This is a genomic window from Natronoarchaeum rubrum (assembly GCF_024494695.1).
In genome coordinates, this window is sequence record NZ_JANHDP010000003.1 from 1 (window position 1) to 16,195 (window position 16,195).

Annotated in this window: 11 protein-coding genes; 6 read left to right on the forward strand and 5 right to left on the reverse strand. The window is 67.9% G+C overall.

What is annotated here, in order from left to right:
* The 3 genes from NO931_RS07635 to panB form a co-directional block, all read right to left on the reverse strand.
* A partial coding sequence (locus tag NO931_RS07635; RefSeq protein WP_256392055.1) for an alpha-glucosidase occupies positions 1 to 1,138 on the reverse strand: 1,138 nt, incomplete at its 3' end.
* Positions 1,135 to 3,546, reverse strand: coding sequence for a glucosylglycerol hydrolase (gghA, locus tag NO931_RS07640; RefSeq protein ID WP_256391067.1), 2,412 nt, complete (start codon positions 3,544 to 3,546; stop codon positions 1,135 to 1,137). The genes NO931_RS07635 and gghA, both read right to left, overlap by 4 nt.
* A 571-nt stretch (positions 3,547 to 4,117) precedes the next feature.
* On the reverse strand, positions 4,118 to 4,933 hold the full coding sequence (gene panB, locus NO931_RS07645; protein WP_256391068.1) for a 3-methyl-2-oxobutanoate hydroxymethyltransferase: 816 nt from the start codon (positions 4,931 to 4,933) through the stop codon (positions 4,118 to 4,120).
* 77 nt (positions 4,934 to 5,010) lie between these two features.
* Between panB and NO931_RS07650 the strand changes: the two genes are divergently transcribed.
* Together NO931_RS07650 and NO931_RS07655 are read left to right on the forward strand one after the other, a co-directional pair.
* Complete coding sequence (locus NO931_RS07650; protein WP_256391069.1) at positions 5,011 to 5,250, forward strand: DUF6199 family natural product biosynthesis protein; 240 nt, start codon at positions 5,011 to 5,013, stop codon at positions 5,248 to 5,250.
* 62 nt (positions 5,251 to 5,312) lie between these two features.
* Positions 5,313 to 5,546, forward strand: coding sequence for a DUF5822 domain-containing protein (locus tag NO931_RS07655; protein WP_256391070.1), 234 nt, complete (start codon positions 5,313 to 5,315; stop codon positions 5,544 to 5,546).
* A gap of 78 nt (positions 5,547 to 5,624) precedes the next feature.
* Here the strand turns inward: NO931_RS07655 and malA are convergent, their stop codons facing one another.
* Positions 5,625 to 7,562, reverse strand: coding sequence for an alpha-amylase MalA (gene malA / locus NO931_RS07660; protein WP_256391071.1), 1,938 nt, complete (start codon positions 7,560 to 7,562; stop codon positions 5,625 to 5,627).
* A gap of 325 nt (positions 7,563 to 7,887) precedes the next feature.
* Between malA and NO931_RS07665 the strand changes: the two genes are divergently transcribed.
* The 3 genes from NO931_RS07665 to NO931_RS07675 all read left to right on the forward strand — a co-directional run bounded on the left by NO931_RS07665 (position 7,888) and on the right by NO931_RS07675 (position 14,604).
* Positions 7,888 to 12,447 (forward strand): DUF7997 domain-containing protein, encoded by a 4,560-nt coding sequence (locus NO931_RS07665; protein WP_256391072.1) that lies wholly within the window; start codon positions 7,888 to 7,890, stop codon positions 12,445 to 12,447.
* Between the two features lie 130 nt (positions 12,448 to 12,577).
* Positions 12,578 to 14,071 carry a 4-alpha-glucanotransferase gene (gene malQ / locus NO931_RS07670; protein WP_256391073.1) on the forward strand — a complete coding sequence of 498 codons (1,494 nt, stop codon included), beginning with the start codon at positions 12,578 to 12,580 and terminating at the stop codon, positions 14,069 to 14,071.
* A 233-nt stretch (positions 14,072 to 14,304) separates the two neighbouring features.
* Entirely contained in the window at positions 14,305 to 14,604 is a 300-nt protein-coding gene (locus NO931_RS07675; RefSeq protein ID WP_256391074.1) for a PadR family transcriptional regulator, read from the forward strand.
* Positions 14,605 to 14,618: 14 nt separating this feature from the next.
* On the opposite strand, the gene NO931_RS07680 is transcribed toward NO931_RS07675, so the two are convergent.
* Complete coding sequence (locus tag NO931_RS07680; RefSeq protein ID WP_256391075.1) at positions 14,619 to 14,756, reverse strand: DUF7563 family protein; 138 nt, start codon at positions 14,754 to 14,756, stop codon at positions 14,619 to 14,621.
* Between the two features lie 231 nt (positions 14,757 to 14,987).
* On the opposite strand from NO931_RS07680, the gene NO931_RS07685 reads away from it, so the two are divergent.
* Entirely contained in the window at positions 14,988 to 16,175 is a 1,188-nt protein-coding gene (locus NO931_RS07685) for a hypothetical protein (protein WP_256391076.1), read from the forward strand.
* The last annotated feature ends 20 nt before the right edge of the window (positions 16,176 to 16,195 follow it).

The window sequence follows — 16,195 nt, forward strand, 5'->3', positions numbered from 1 at the left end:
CGGCGTTGGTCATGCCGATCTCCTGGCCCTGGAAGACGAAGGGCGTCCCCTGGAGGGTAAAGAGGAACGTCGCGAGCATCTTCGCGGACTCGCGGCGGTACTCGCCGTCGTCGCCGAACCGCGAGACTGCGCGGGGCTGGTCGTGATTCGAGAGGTACAGGCAGTTCCAGCCCTCCTCGGCCAGCGTCTCTTGCCAGTCGGTGACGACAGTCTTGAGCTCCGCGAGATCGAGGTCGACGACGTCCCACTTGCCCCCCGGTCCGACGTCTACGTGAACGTGCTCGAAGTGGATGATCATCGACAGGCCGTCCTCGCCGACGTACTCGGCGGCTTCGTCCGCACTGATGCCGCCGATCATCTCGCCGACGGTCATCACGTCGCGGCCCTCCAGCGTGCGCTCGTACAGTTCGGTGACGTACTCGTCGAGACGCGGGCCGTCGACGAAGTGACCGGCGCCGGTCACTTCGTCGCCCGGATCGCCGTCGGGGAGCCCCTCGGTTTTGGAGATCAAGTTGATCACGTCCATTCGGAACCCGTCGATCCCCCTGTCGAGCCACCAGTTCATCATCTCGTAGACGTCTTCCCTGACCGCTGCGTTGCGCCAGTTGAGGTCGGGCTGTTTCTCGTCGAACAGGTGGAGGTAGTACTCGCCGCGCTCGTCGTCGTAGGACCACGCCGAGCCGCCGAAGAACGAGTTCCAGTTGTTCGGCTGTACGTCGTCGTCGGGTTCTCCCTCTTTCCAGTGATAGTAGTCGGCGTACCGCTCGTTGCCTGTTCGAGAGCGTTCGAACCACTCGTGTTCGTCGGAGGTGTGGTTGACCACGAGATCCATGATCAGGCGCATGTCCCGATCGTGGAGTTCCTCCAGCAGGCGCTCCCAGTCGTCCATCGTGCCGAACTCGGGATGGATCGACTGGTAGTCCGCGATGTCGTAGCCGTTGTCCGCGAGGGGAGACTCGTAGACGGGGTTGAGCCAGACGACGTCGACGCCCAGTTCGTCGAGGTAGTCGACCTTCTCGACGATGCCCGGAATGTCGCCGTTTCCGTCGCCGTCCGAGTCGTTGAAGCTGCGCGGGTACACCTGGTAGACGACGGCTTCCTTCCACCACTCGCGGTCGACGTCGGCGCCGTCGCTCATCGCCCACCTCGCGAGAACACGACCACGTCGCTGTCGGTCAGCGTGACCGGTTCCGCCGCGACGGCGTCCTCGCAACCGGGCGTCGCGACCACGAGTTCCCACCCGCCCCGAGCGACGTCAGCGAGGTCCGCGGGAACGACCGTCGCGGGTCGGCCCTCCATGTTAGCGACGAACAGCAACTGTTCGGCGCCGCCGGGATCGCTTCGCTGTCCGTAGTAGAGGACCGTCTGATCGGTGGGGTGAGCGTAGGAAAACTCGTCGTCGGCTCGCAGATCCCGACGGAGCCAGGGGCGGTCGTGGCGGAACTCGCGGACGTCGAGGTCGAAGGCCGTTCGGTCCGGATCCTGCTCGTCCTCGTAGTGTGCGAGATTGCAGAAGTCCGCGACGTCGCGCATCCACGCCAGCGCGAACGTTTCGAGGGCCGCGGCGTCGACGTCGTCGCCCAGCGGCCAGTCCATGGCGCCGAGCATCGTCGCCATCAGGTCCCGGTCGTAGTCGGTCGCCTCACCGACCGACGCGAGCGCGTGGCCGAACTCGCGGAGCTGCTCGCGGTCGTCGAACCCGAGTTCCTTCAGCCGGGTGAACTGGTCGAGATCGTCGTAGCGCTCCGCGGATACCCGCCAGTCGACGAAGTAGGCCGACTCGCCGACGACTTTCACGTTCCAGTCGGGATCCGTGTCCCGAACGAAGTACCACGGCGCGCGGGCGTTCGCGTGAGTGAAATCCATCGGTACGCCCGGCAGGAAACAGTAGAACAGCGCGTTGGAGGCCGGGTTGTCGTACGCCCGCTCGATCGTCCCGGGGAGCGAGTCCGCCAGATAGGGGTTCTCTTGAGTCGCGTCCCAGCTCTCGCCCACTTCGACTTGCGCGCCGCGCCGCATCGTGTCGTGGTTGGCGACGCCGGAGATCCACTGGCTGCCCATCTCGGCGACCTCGCGGACGCGCCACCACTTGGTCGCCCAGAACGTCAGAATCGCGGGCGTATTGTGCGCGAACGTGACCGGCCCCCACTGGAAGGAGTGGGGGTGTTGCTCGATCAGTTCGCGGTACGACGAAGCCAGTTCCCAGTCTTCGTCCGGCCAGGGCCGGCCGTCCTCGAAGATCATCCACGGTCGGTACTCCCGGCCGGCGACCGTCTGGGTCACGGCGTCCATCTCGGCGAGGAACTCGTCGTCGTGGTACTCCTCCTCCGTCTCGGGGTCCCAGTTTGTGAAGTCCTGGGCACCGTCGACGCGGATGCCGTCCGCGCCCCAATCCATCTTCCGTCGCTGGAGTTCGAGCAGGATCGCCCTGACCGTCGGCTGCGTGTAGTCGAGTTCCCGTCCGTACATCCCCGGGCCCTCGAAGAACTCGTCGTTGAGCAGCCCCAGCGCGCCGTCGTCGGCGTGGCCCAGCGCGATGTCGAAGACGACCCGCATCGGCTCGGGCTGGTCGTGCAGCGTCGCGATGAAGTCGACCAGTTCGTCCGGCCGACCCGTTTCGAGGACCGCCGGGTTCACCGCCGAGAAGCCCGAGACGACGATGTCGTACCCCCAGTTTACCATCCGGGGGCGGCGGAGCGTCGCTTCGGCGTCGACCGATCGCTGGTTCGGCGCGGGGTCGTCGATCGCGAAGTGGTCCGAGTGGTACTCGCCCTCCGTGATGGGGGCGATCGGCATCACCTGCACGCCGTCGTAGCCGGCGAAGTTGCGCTCCATCGGCGTCAGCTCCTCCCCCTCGCGACGCTTGCGCGCGATCTCCTCGTAGCGCCGGGCGACCCCGGCGAGCGACCCCGCCTCGCTCGCGGTCCCGGGGTGGAGTTCGAGCAAGTTCGTCGCGGGCTCGATTCGCGGCAGTCCGCCGTCCTCCTCGGTCGCGACTGGTTCGTCCTCGGTACCGAGCGCCTCGTAGTACTCGCGGTCCGGGCGCTCGGCGTCGAGTCGGTCGACGTCGTACAGTTCGGCGGGGGCGTACGCACCGAACGGCAGCGAGTACGCCAGCGGATCGTGGATCGTCTCCCACCCGTCGTCGGTCCGGTAGGTGAGCCGGTACAGCGTCCCGAGTCGGTCCCGCGTGCCGGGTCTGACGCCGTCGATCGCGGCCCACGTGTATTCGCCCGCGCGTCTGGTCGGCACGCGCTCTCGACGCACCGGGACGGTCGTCTCGTCGGCCGTCAAGTCGACAGGCTCGGTCGGCGTGATCAGTTCGACGAAGACGTCCTCCTCGGGAACCGACCGATCTACCAACTCCGGAGTCCAGAATCCGAACTCCGCGTGCTCACCCTGCCAGTGAGCGCCTAACTTCTCCACGACGTCGCGGGCAGCTTCGAACGCGTCGTCTGCGGACGCGAGCCGTTCCGACGTCCGCTCACAGAGGCGTTCCGTCGCCCGCTCGCACAGTGAGACATCGGTTGCGAGTGTGTCGCTCATTCGGCGCTCACCCTCGAACGTCCCGGCTCGGGTGAGAGTTTCTGGGTGTTCTCACCGAGCGTTCGCGAGGAGTCGGCCCGTCGGCATCTCATAGACCGAGTATGTACAGGTGTTGTTAATAATCTTTGGTAGACCGCTACGTATACTTGCTTCCGGGAACAGCGACGCGAGTAGAGTTCCGCGCTCCGCCGGACTTCGGTCCGACAGCTGGTCGCGCTGTTCCGACACTCCGTTGCTCGAAGCGACAGTGCCTGTGACGGAATCGAGGACAGTCACTGTCGCTGGACGACAGAGGAACAGTTCCGCACGTTGCGCTCGCTTCGAACCCGCAACTCCGAAAGCTATCTCTCGTTCGAAAACCGACGCGTTCGAGTCCCTGGCTCGTGCGTCGGGCGACTCTCGGGGCGAGACCGCCCCGAAACTGAGCCTGTCGTGCTCCGTCGCCAGTTTCCCGGCGAGTTTCGGATTCTCCATCCCGTAATAAAAATCTTCTGGCAACGGGTCGCGAAAACAACTCCGGAGAGCGCTGCAAACGTCCCGTACGATCACGCGCGTCGCGAGCCGTGTCGGCTCAATACAGGTCTTCCAGTTCCTCCGCGTAGTGGCTGTGTTCCTCGGCGGGGTACTCGCCGCTCTCGACGGCGTCTCGATACCCATCGACCGCGCGCTCGATCTCGGCGCGGACGTCGCCGAACTGCTCGGCGAACGGCGGCGAGCGCTCGCTCAGTCCGACGACGTCGTTGTACACGAGCACCTGCCCGTCGACCTCGGGACCGGCGCCGATGCCGATCGTCGGGATTTCGAGTTCGTCGGTGATCAGGGCCGCCAGATTCGAGGGGACGTGTTCCAGCACCAGCGAGAACGCGCCGGCGTCCTCGTGGGCGCGCGCGAGTTCGAGGATTTCCTCGGCCGATTCCTCGTCGGTCCCCTGCCGCGTGTACCCGCCGAGTTCGTTCACGCGCTGGGGCGTCAACCCGAGGTGGGCCATCACCGGAATCCCCAACCGGACCAGCCGTTCGGTCAGATCGACGGTGTGAGGGCCGCTCTCGATTTTTACCGCGTCGGCGTCGGCCTCCTTGAGCATCCGGCCGGCGTTCTCGACGCTGGCTTCCCGGCTCGTGCCGATGCTCAAAAAGGGCATGTCGGCGACGACCAGCGCGTCCTCGGTCCCGCGGGCCACGGCGGCGGTGCGACTGGCCATCTCGTCGACGGTGACCGGCAGCGTCGAGTCGTGGCCCAGCACCGCGTTGCCCATGCTATCGCCGACCAGAATCGCGTCGATCCCCGCGTCGTCGATCACGCCGGCGGTCGGCGCGTCGTAGGCGGTCAGCATCGTTATCGGTTCCTCGCCCGCCTTCGCGCGGACGTCCCGGACCGTCGTAGGCATGGCCGGACGTTGAGCGCACGGCGACATAGTACCACGGATCGGCGGGCTTTATTTCGCCCCCGACACAACCGGCGCGCATGGTCGACGTTCGCAGCGCGCTGGCCGCTACGCTGGCGATCGGCATCGGACTCGTCGCGGTCGCGGCGCCGGGAGCGGTGGTCCGCCTGCAGTTCGCCGCGTACGGCCCGACGACCGGGCGACACGGCGAGTACGGCGGCGAGCGCGAGATCGACGACAGGCTTCGTTGGCTCGTCCGCGCCGTCGGCGTCGCCGTGCTGGGCGTCGGCGTCTACCTCGCCGCACAGCCGTTCCTCTGAGAGGCCGGCGGCGCCGGTCGATCCTGTAAAGGTTCAAGGTATCGCGGGGGAAACCACCGATCGTGCGCGAACCAGTCGAGCGGAGCGATCCCGACGGCGTCGACTTCGGCTGGGTCATGCAGACGACGTTCGTCTGTACGATCCTCGTCGGCGCGCCGATCGTGGCCGCACTGTCGATTCCGGTTTCTCTGCCCACCTGGGGGTCCAGACTCTCCTTTGCGGTCCGGGTCGGCGCGCTGGTCTGGATCGTCGTCGCGCTGTCCGTGTTCGCGTACGCGAAGCGGAGCGCGGACTAACAGTCACAACCGCGATCAGAAATTCGCGCGGAGCAAACGAGTACGATACGGGACGACGATCGCCGTTCGACGCCGCTCTCAGGCCTGCAGGACCACGACGTCGTCGACCTCGACGTCGGCGGCGGGCGCGTTCACGTCGTCGCCGGAGACGAGGTCGGTCGTCTCGACGTCGGCGTCGACCGCGACCGACTCGGCGACCGGCCCGAAGTTCAGCACGACGACCAGCCGCTCGCCCTCGGCTTCGCGGGCGTACGCGACGACGCCGTCGTGGCTCGCCTCGACCTCGACGGGCTCGTAGTCGCCCTCGTAGCCGAGCGCGGGGTGGGCGTCGCGCGTCTCGATCAGGCTGCGGTAGTGATCGCGCAGTTCCTCGTCGGCGGCCGCCCACTCGACTTTCTCGCGGCGGGTCTCCTCGCCGATCTCCTGGCCGGCGTACAGCAGCGGGATGCCGGGGAGCGTGAAGAGCGCGCCCGCGGCGGTAAAGGCTTGCTTGCGGCCACAATCCTCCGCGTAGCGCGTCTCGTCGTGGTTCTCGATGTACAGCAGGAAGCCGGCGTGGTCAGGGAACCCGGTCTCGGCGCGGTTGTCGATCGCGTCGTGGATCGACGCCGCGTCGGCGGCCCCGTTGCCGATCTGGCGCAGGTTGTGGTACAGCGTCGTGTCGAAGTGGACGTCGAAGCAGAGCTCGTGGAAGTCCGCGATGTAGGGGATCGTCTCGTCGAGCAGCAGGAACTCCGAGTCGTGGGACTTCACGCGGTCGCGGACCTCCTTCCAGAAGCTCGTCGGGACCGCCCAGGCCATGTCGCAGCGGAACCCGTCGACGATCGGCGCCCACTCGTCGACGGCGTCGAGCAGGTGCCGGCGCACCTCCAGGGTGTCGAAGTTGAAGTTCGCGATGTACGGCCAGTCGAAGTACGTGCCCGGCACGTCGTTTTCCTCGTCGGTCCACTCGTACCAGTCGCGGTACTTGGGATCGCCGTCCTCGGCGCGCTTGAAGTACTCGTGCTCGCGGGCGGAGTGGTTGAGCACGAGGTCAAAGAGCACGTTGATGCCGTGGTCGTGGGCGTCGTCGACGAACGCCTCGAACTCCTCGCGCGTGCCCAGATCGTCGGCGATCGAGAAGAAATCGGTGATGTTGTAGCCGTGATCGAAGTCGTCGTTCTGCAGCACCGGGGAGAGCCAGATGCAGTCGACGCCCATCTCCGCGAGGTACTCCAGTCGGTCGGCGATGGCGTCGAACGTCGCGGCCTCGCCACCGGTGAACGTGCGGACGTACACCTCGTAGAGCGTGACCTCTTTCCCCCATTCGGGCGGCTCGTTGAGTCGCTCGATCTCGACGCCCCCATCGACGGCGACGCCGACGGTGTCGGCGACGCTGAACGTCTCGCCGAGCGCGACGGCGTGGACGCGGCTGTACTCGCCGAGCGCGTCGAGCGAGACGCGGGCCTCGTGGTCGTCGACGTCGAGGTCGTCGGTGTCGAGAGGGTCGCGGTCGTCGGCGTGGAACTCGACGTCGAGGTCCTCACTCGGCACGTCGCTGCTGGGCGACGATGCGGGTTCGGCTTCGAACACGACCTCGTCGCCCTCGACGCGCGCGAACAGCTGGATACGGGGGCGGCCGCCTGCGTCGTAGCCGGTCGCGGTCGTGGCGGAGCCGCTAGCGTAGCCCGATCGGAGGCCGGATCCCGACTGGAAGCCCGACCCCGATCGGAGTCCCGAACCGGACTGGAAGCCCGAGCCGGACGCCGCCGGGTCGGGTTCGGGCGGCGCGTACGACGCCGGGAACGCGCGGACGGTCAGCGTGTGCGTTCCGTCGGGCGCGTCCAGCGTGATGGTGTACGTGCCGGGCTCGTCGGGGGTGAACTGTTCGACCGGCCCGTCGCCGAGCGTGGCGGCGCTCCGTTCCGGAGCGTCGGCGATACGCCACTGGTAACTGCCGGCGGGGTCGGGGTCGCGCGGTGCCAGATCGACGGCCGATCCGACTGCCTCGAACCGAGGGGGGCCTGGATGGTGCATTATCACCTAGATGTCCAGTGGGAGGGGTCTTTTATTTCCCGATTTTCGACACGGTACGTTATCGTCAGGCTCTGTCATACCGATTCACTCCATACTGTCGATGATTGTACACATTGTACTGTCGCCATAGCAACAGGTGTGGGGCGGGAGGAGTCAACCGCGGTGCGACGCCTCTGTCACGTAGTTATTAGCTCGAAGACGTTGGTACGAACGCGTGCGCATAGCCACCAAGTTCCATGATGCCATAGGCAGGTTTATATGCACCACCCGGCTAGAGTCGTGACGAACAATTTCCGCCTACTTTCAGGCGGAGGAACTGGTCTTTATGACGATGCGCATCGCGATCAACGAGTACAAGGGGGACCGAAGCGACGACGACACACATCCGGGAGAGCGCCCCTCGACCGACGGGCTATTCTCCGGCGACGAGGGGCGGCTGGTCTACGTCGATCGGTCCGGATCGGTTCGGGATTACTCCGGCTCGACGCTGGATATGCACGGGATCGACAGCTCGCGGTACGGCATCCGCGCGGACGATCACGTGACCTGGTTCGACGATCTGGAGACGACGCGCCAGACCTACGAGGGCGAGACGACGATGGTGGTCACCCGCCATCAGGCCGACGGCTACTCGATCCACCAGTACGACTACACGCTGGAGAAGGCGCACCTCACCCACCTGGAACTGCGGGGTGACGTGCCCGACCGTCCGAGCCTGATCGCCGCGGTGGCGTTCGCGCCGGACGGCCAGACCAGCAGCGTCGGCCACCTGCTCCACGACGACGTCGTCGAGGTGTTCCACGACGCCGAGCACGACTACCTCACGGCGTCGACCGGCATCGACCACGCGGTCAGCCAGCGCCGCGAAGGGTTCGACGAGCTGCTCGCCGACGATCCCGGCGCGCTGCCGACCGGGGAAGGCGCGGGCGACGACCTCTCGGACACGATCGTCGCCGAGGTCCCCCTCGACGACGAGGGGAGCCTCGCCCAGACGACGCTCGTCTCGCTGGTCGCCGACCACGAGGAGACCTCGCGTTCCGACGCGCTCGCGCACGTCCACGCGTTCGCCGATCACTACCAGACCGATCGGGCGATCCGGAACCGCGCGATGTCGCGCAATCGGTTCGACGTGCCGGACGTGCCCCACCGCAAAACCGTCGTGTCTGACCTCCGGACCCTCTCGCTGCTGACGGCGCCGACAGGCGCCCGGATCAAGGGCCCCGAGTTCGACCCCCACCACGTCTACTCCGGCGGGTACGGTTACAGCTGGTTCCGCGACGACGCCGAAGTCGCCCGCCACCTGCTGACCGTCGACGCGAACTTCGGCATCGATCTGGAGGACCAACACGCCGCGAGCGCCCGTTTTTACGCCGACGCACAGCTGCCCGACGGCACCTGGCCCCAGCGCGTCTGGGCGCACAACGGCCGGCTCGCGCCGGGCTGGGGGAACGGCCGCGTCGCCGGCGCCGACAGCGTGCAGTACCCCGCCGACGGCACCGCGAGCGTGCTCGCGTATCTCGCGCGGTATCTCCGGCTGGGATCGCCCGACACCGATCTCGTCGCCCGGATCACGGGCACCATCGAGGACGGCCTCGACGCGCTCGACGGGATGATCGCCGACGACGGCCTCCCGCGGCCCTGTCAGGACGTCTGGGAGTCCGACACCGGGCGGTTCACCCACACCGCGGCGTCGGCGCTACTTGCGCTGTCGGCGATCGGGCGGGCGCCGGTGGACGAATCGGTGCAGAAACGAGCGAAAGCCCTGGCGACCGAGGTGTACGAGGCTATCGGCGAGCGCTGGAGCGACCGCGGCGTCTTCGAGCGCGCGCCCGGCGACGACCGGCTCGACGTCGGGACGCTCGTGCTCGTCTGTGCCCACCGCGCGTACGCGGCGCTGACCGGCTCGCTCGACGCCGACCGCACCGATCGGCTCCGCGAGCACGTCGCGACGACCGTCGAGGGGCTCTCGCGGCACGACGCCGACGGCGAGCTGCTCGGACTCGTCCGCTACGAGGGCGACGAGTGGCGGCGCCGCGGCCAGGAGGAATCGAAAATCTGGCCGCTCGCGGTCGGCTGGGCGGCGTCGGCCAACGCCGACCTCGCCGGAATGATCGACGAGTACGGCGTCGACGCGCTCGGCGACGCGGCGGACGCCGACGCCGAAGCGTCGCCGGTCGAGGCGGCGTTCGAGCGCGCCCGCATGCTCTTGGACCTGATCCAGCCCGACGGTCGGCTCTCCGGGCCGGGCGGCTACCTCTCCGAGCAGGTGTTCGACGACGGCCGCAAGGACAGCGCGACGCCGTTCGCGTGGGCCCACGGCCTACGGTCGGCGGTCGTTGCCAGACTCCACGAGAACGGCGCGCTGGCATCCTCGGCCGAACTCACCCAGCCCAGCGGGCCCGCCGCCCACTCGACGTGGACGACCGGCGAAACCTACGGCGTCGGCACCGCGGCCGACCACTGGGAGTCGAACTCCTCCCGGGTCTGGTTCACGCTGACCGAAGGCGCGATGACCGAGCCGCGGTTCCCGCGGGTCGATCTGATGAACTTTAGGACTGTGGACTTCCTCGTCGTCGACGCCGACGACGAGTCGAGCTACACCGCTCGCACCCACAACGAGGAGCGCACCGACGACGCCATCGAGACGATCGAGCGCTCGACGACGATGGTCGGCTCCGAGTCGCCGGTGTACCGCCAGACGATCACCGAGACCGGCGCCGACGGCCACGAGTGGGAGCTCGTCGTCGAGTACGTCACCGACCCCGACAGCGAGTCGATCGTGATGGACGTCGACTTCGCGGCCGACGACAACAACCAGTACGACGTGTACGTCGTCGGCGACGCCGCGCTCTCGGGGTACATCGAGGACAAGAGCGCCGAACTGGTCGACGAGGGCGACGGCTACGCGCTCGCGGCCTGGGACACGGGCGCGACTCACGATCCCGCGTTCGTCGACCCGAACGGCGAGCCCTATCAGGTCGCCGCGGCGATCGCTTCCCAGCGGTCGTTCGACTGGGCGACGGTCGGCGAGGCCACCGACGAACACCTCGCGGCGCTATTTAGTGAGGGCGAGGCCGAAGACGGCGAGCCGAAAGCCGGACCGGGCCACAGCGTGCTCGTCGGCCGCGTCGGCGAGCGCGCGACCTCGATCGCCGACACGATCGCGCTCGGATTCGCGGAGGACGCCGACACCGAGATGGCGTTGACCGAGGCCCAGCGAGCACTCTCGCGGGGGTACGTCAGCGTTCGCGACGCGTACGTCGACGGCTGGCGCGAGTACCTCGATGCGGTCGAGCTTCCGGACTCGGTGCGCGACGATCCCGATCTGGCGAACCAGTACCGCGCGGCGGTGATGGTGCTGAAAGCCGTCGAGGACAAGACGTTCCTCGGCGCCGGCATCGCCAGCCCGTCGGTGCCGTGGGGCGAGAACGTCGACGCGACCGAGCCGCGGGACTTCGGCTACAACTTCACCTGGGCGCGGGACCTCTACCAGGTGTTCACGGCGCTGGAGACGATCGGCGACGTCCGCAGCGCCACCGAAGCCACGGAGTACATCTACGAGCACCAGCAGCGGCCCAACGGCTTCATCTCGCAGAACACGTTCCTCGACGGCCGGATCCGCTGGGGCGGCGAACAGCTCGACAACGTCGCGTTCCCCTCGGTGATGGCCTACCAGCTCTGGACCCGCCACGGCGTGGAGTTCGAGGACGTCGGCTACGACTACGAGCACGTCCGCCGATCGGTCGAGTACGTCCTGCGCTCGGGGCCCCGGAGCGGTCAGGAGCGCTGGGAGGAGGAGGCCGGCTACTCGCCGTCGACGATCGCCGCCGAGATCGCCGGCGCGGCCTGCGCGGCGCCGCTGGCGGCCGCCGAAGGCGAGCACGCCGACGCGCTGGCGTACCTCGGGTTCGCGGACTACTGGCGCACCGGCGTCGACCGCTGGTGTGCGACCGACGAAGGGACCGAGCGCCACGAACAGACGCCGTACTACATCCGCGTGTCGCGTAACGGCGACCCCGACAGCGGCGTCAAGCGCGAGCTCGCGAACAACGGCCCGACGCTCGACGAGCGCGACATCATCGACGGCGGGTTCCTCGAACTCGTCCGGCTGGGGATCCGCGATCCCGACTACGACCTGATCCGCAACTCGCTGGCGGTCGCCGACGACACGATCCACGTCGACACGCCGAACGGGCCGGGTTGGTACCGCTACAACGGCGACGGCTACGGCGAGATGGGCGAGATCGAGCCCGACGAGGGTGGGCCCTGGTCGATCGACCGCAACGGATCGGGGCGGCTGTGGCCGATCTTCACCGGCGAGCGCGGCGAGTACGAACTCGCCGCGGCGGCCGACGCCGACCTCGGCGGCCGCGAGGAGATCGGCGACTACGACCCCGCGGAGCTGCTCAAGACGATGCAGCGGTTCGCCAACAGCGGGCGGATGATCCCCGAACAGGTGTGGGATCGCGAGTACCCGACCGACTTCGGCTGGGAGATCGGTGAGGGCACCGGCGCGGCGACGCCGCTGGCCTGGAGCATGGCCCAGTTCGTGCGCCTGGCCGACGCCCTCGACGCCGGCAGCCCCGTCGAGACGCCGACGTTCCTCGAACGTCGCTACCGCGACATCGATCCCGACGGACCGCCGCTGTCGGTCGACGACGTCGAACTGTCCGGCGGCGAGGCGACGGTCGCCGGCACCACTCGCGCCGACGAGGTCGTGCTCTGGACGGCCGACGACACCGCGATCGCGACCGTCAAGGACGACCGGTTCGAGGCGACCGTCGAGGTTCAGCCGGGCACCGAGTCGGTGTCCGTGATCGCGGCCTCCGATGCGGACGAGCTCGCTGGCGTGGGCACCACGCTCACGAGCGTCCGGTTCGACTGAGGCGCCGCGACCGACCCTTCGTTTTCGATCGGCGTCGCATCGAGTTAGTTACTCACGCGTGACCTGTCGGTATATTTTACCTGCCGAGCAATTGCAGCATCCTTACAACCGAGGCCGCCGTACGTCCTGTATGAGCCGTTTTTCGCGACAGAGTGGAGTGTACCTGCATCCGACGGCGTTGCCCGGGCGGCACGGCATCGGGTCGATCGGCGAGCCGGCGAAGCAGTTCGTCGACGCCGCGGCGGACGCCGGTCAGTCGCTGTGGCAGCTGTGTCCGCTGAGTCCGGTCGCCGAGGTTCACGGGTTCTCACCATATCAGGCCTACTCCGCGTTCGCGCTCGAACCGCTCCTGATCGACCTCGACGACCTCGTCGATCGCGGTCTGCTCAACGAGTCCGACGTCGCCGCGGACCGGTCGTTCCCCGACGAGCGAGTCGACTACGAGGCCGTCCGCGAGTTCAAGAACCCGCTGCTCCGCGAGGCGTACGACCGATTCGAGGCCGAGGAGCCCGAGGACGTGGCGTCGGCGTTCGCCGCGTTCCGCGAGCGTGTCGACTGGCTCGACAACTACGCGCTGTTCCGGGCGCTCAAGGACCACTTCGGGGACGTCGCCTGGACCGACTGGCCCGATCCGATCCGCTCGCGCGAGCCCGGGGCGATGGCCGAGTACCGCGAGGAGCTGGCCGACGAGATTCGCTTCAGGAAGTTCTGCCAGTTCCTCGCGATCGACCAGTGGGACGAGCTCCACGAGTACGCCGCGGAGCGCGGAATCGACATCGTCGGCGACCTGCCGATCTACGTCGCCCAGGACAGCGCCGACGTCTGGGCGAACCCCGAGCTGTTCGAGCTCGACGAGTCCGGCGAGCCGGCGCTGATCTCGGGCGTCCCCGCCGACGCGAACAACCCCGCACAGGAGTGGGGGATGCCGGTGTACGACTGGGACGCCGTCGTCGACGAGGAGTACGAGTGGTGGCTCGATCGCGTCGAGTGGCAACTGGAGCTGTCGGACCTGATCCGGATCGACCACTTCCGCGGGTTCGACGAGTACTACGCGATCCCCGCCGACGCCGACCCGTCCGGCGGGCGGTGGCACGAGGGACCGGGGTTGGAGTTTTTCGAGCGCCTCGAATCCGAGCTCGGCGAGCTCCCCGTGATCGCCGAGGACATCGGCTTCATTAACGAGTCGGTCGAACAGCTTCGACGGGACGTCGACGCGCCCGGCATGAAGGTGCTCCAGTACGCCGACTGGTGTTCCGAGGACCACATCTACCTGCCCCACACGTACGACGAGGACACGGTCGCGTATCCCGGCACCCACGACACGAACACCGTCCGCGGTTGGTACGAGAGCCTCTCCGAGGAACACCGGGACTGTCTGCACTACTATCTCGGCGCCGACGGCGAGGAGATCAACTGGGAGCTGATCGCGGCGGCCTGGCACTCGGACTCGGTGCTTTCGGTCGTCCCGGTCCAGGACCTGTTCGACCTCGGCGAGTGGGCGCGGTTCAACGCGCCGGGGACGGCGGAGGACAACTGGGAGTGGCGCTGCACGGCCGACCAGCTCGAAGCGTTCCCGGTCGACCGGCTGCGCGAACTGACCGACGACGCCGGACGGATCGAATAGCGACTCGGCTGACAGACGATCTGAGGGTGACGTAACGAGGGGTTGTCACGAGAAAACCGGCGTTTGACGGGAGATAGACCGGCAACGGCTGGTTGGTGTCGAACCGCTTTCCAGCGTCAACCGACCCATTTTGAACCCTCGGTGGGACCGAAACCTTCGTCCACGTGTGCCGGCGATGGAACGTCGTAGCGATAGACTTAACACAAATTGGATAGTATAACACGTGTAGAACGATGTACGATCTGACCGGATTCCAGCGCGACCTCCTGTACGTCATCGCGGGCCTCGACGACCCACACGGCCTCGCGATCAAGGACGAACTCGAGGAGTACTACGAGAAAGAGATCCATCACGGGCGGCTGTACCCGAACCTCGACACGCTCGTCGAAAAAGGGCTCGCGGAGAAGGGCCAACTCGACCGGCGTACCAACTACTACTCGCTGACGGCTCGCGGTCGCCGGGAGATCGAGGCCCGGCGCGACTGGGAAGCGCAGTACGTCGACGAGGCGCTGGAAGCCGCGGAAGCCAACTGAACGGACGCGCCGAGTTACTGGATTGCTGCGCCCGACTTGAGGTCTCGTCCAGTTGTGCACTCGACGCAGGCGCTGACGTTCTCCTGATTGTCGCCGAACACGCGCGCGAAGTCCCGGGTCACGAACGAACCGCAGTTATTGCAGGTTGGCATACGGGTCTACAGAGGGAGTGCGACCCGCTTAGTTACTGACCGGGTACGAACAAACGATGCTGAACGATCAGGGTACAGTCCGGGTTGCTCGCCGCTATCTCCACCTTTCCACGGGTAACGCCGGCTTACATTCGTCGTTCAGTGGTTCCCTTCTCCACCGGTTGCGTCCCGACGCGCCACGAACACGTTCGGGCCGAACTGCAAAGGCCGCGCGGTCCAACTGTTGACTCGATGGCCGGATCGGTCGGCGCCGTCTCGCGGCGCGTCCGCTGGTTCGTCGCGGCGAGCGCGTGCTTTTTGGTCGCGTGGCAGGTCGCCGCCGTCGCCGGCGTCCCTCGGCCCGTCGGCGTCCGCCTCGGCGTGTACGGCTTCGTCCTCCACGCGGTGTTCGGACAAGCTTACTCGCTCGTGCCCGCGTACTTCGAGTCCGAACTGGAGAGCGCTGGGCCGCTCGCGGTGCAGTTCCCGGCGACGGCTCTCGGCGCCCTGTTGCTGGCCGCGGGCGCTGCGCGTCCCGCGTCCGGACTCGCCGCGGTCGGAAGCGTCCTCTGGCTGGTCGGCGTCGCCGTCTTCGTCGCGACGCTGCTGTGGACGCTCCGAAGCAATCTCTCGGGCCGCCGGACGGGGACGGGCGATCACAACGCTCACCGCCGCGATCTCGATCGGCTGGCGAACGCGTTCGTCCCGATCGCGCTCGCGTACCTGCTGATCGGCTCCTACGCGACGGCCGCCGGCGCGACGCCGCTGGTGCCGCTGCTCGACGGCTACCCGGCCCGGGCAACCCACTTGCTCGCCGCGGGCACCGGCGGGTTGCTCGTGTTCGCCGTCGGCTTCCGCCTGCTCCCGCGGTTGCTCGTCGCGACGCCGCCGCGGCCGCTCGCGTGGCTCGTCCTGCCGACCGGCGCGGTCGGGCCCGCACTGCTGGCGGCGGGCCTCGGAACGCCGTGGCTATCGGTCGGCGCCGCCGTCGAGGCGATTGCAGTCGGCGGCTTTGCGCTGGCCGTCCTCGCCGTGCTCCGGCGCTCCGACCGCGAGCGCGTCGGCCGGTACGGCGTCCTGCTGGGTGCGCTCGCCGGAGTCGTCGGCGTCTCGCTGGGGATCCACTTCGCGACCGCCGGGCCCACCGCGGCGCTCGCGGCGGTCCACGCGCGGCTGAACGTGCTCGGCTTTCTGGGGCTGACGATCGTCGGCGTCTCGTATCACTTCTACCCGCCGGCCGTGGGGGACCTCCCCGGCGCCGGCGACCGGCTCGCCGCGGCGTCGATCGCGGCGCTCGCCGGGGGGCTGGCGCTGGAAGTCGGCGGTGTGATTCTCTCGGTCGATGTCGCGGTCGTCCTCGGGAGAATCCTCGCGCTGGTGGGGAGCCTGCTCGTGGCGTACGTCGTCGCGGCGGCGTTCCGGGCGAGCGCGAACCGGTGAGCGGCGTCCGCTGCCAGAGC

Coding starts and splice junctions, on each gene's coding strand:
- NO931_RS07675 (WP_256391074.1), top strand. CDS start 14,305: ATGTACGATCTGACCGGATTCCAGCGCGACCTCCTGTACGTCATCGCG.
- panB (WP_256391068.1), bottom strand. CDS start 4,933: ATGCCTACGACGGTCCGGGACGTCCGCGCGAAGGCGGGCGAGGAACCG.
- malQ (WP_256391073.1), top strand. CDS start 12,578: ATGAGCCGTTTTTCGCGACAGAGTGGAGTGTACCTGCATCCGACGGCG.
- NO931_RS07650 (WP_256391069.1), top strand. CDS start 5,011: ATGGTCGACGTTCGCAGCGCGCTGGCCGCTACGCTGGCGATCGGCATC.
- NO931_RS07665 (WP_256391072.1), top strand. CDS start 7,888: ATGACGATGCGCATCGCGATCAACGAGTACAAGGGGGACCGAAGCGAC.
- NO931_RS07685 (WP_256391076.1), top strand. CDS start 14,988: ATGGCCGGATCGGTCGGCGCCGTCTCGCGGCGCGTCCGCTGGTTCGTC.
- malA (WP_256391071.1), bottom strand. CDS start 7,562: ATGCACCATCCAGGCCCCCCTCGGTTCGAGGCAGTCGGATCGGCCGTC.
- gghA (WP_256391067.1), bottom strand. CDS start 3,546: ATGAGCGACACACTCGCAACCGATGTCTCACTGTGCGAGCGGGCGACG.
- NO931_RS07680 (WP_256391075.1), bottom strand. CDS start 14,756: ATGCCAACCTGCAATAACTGCGGTTCGTTCGTGACCCGGGACTTCGCG.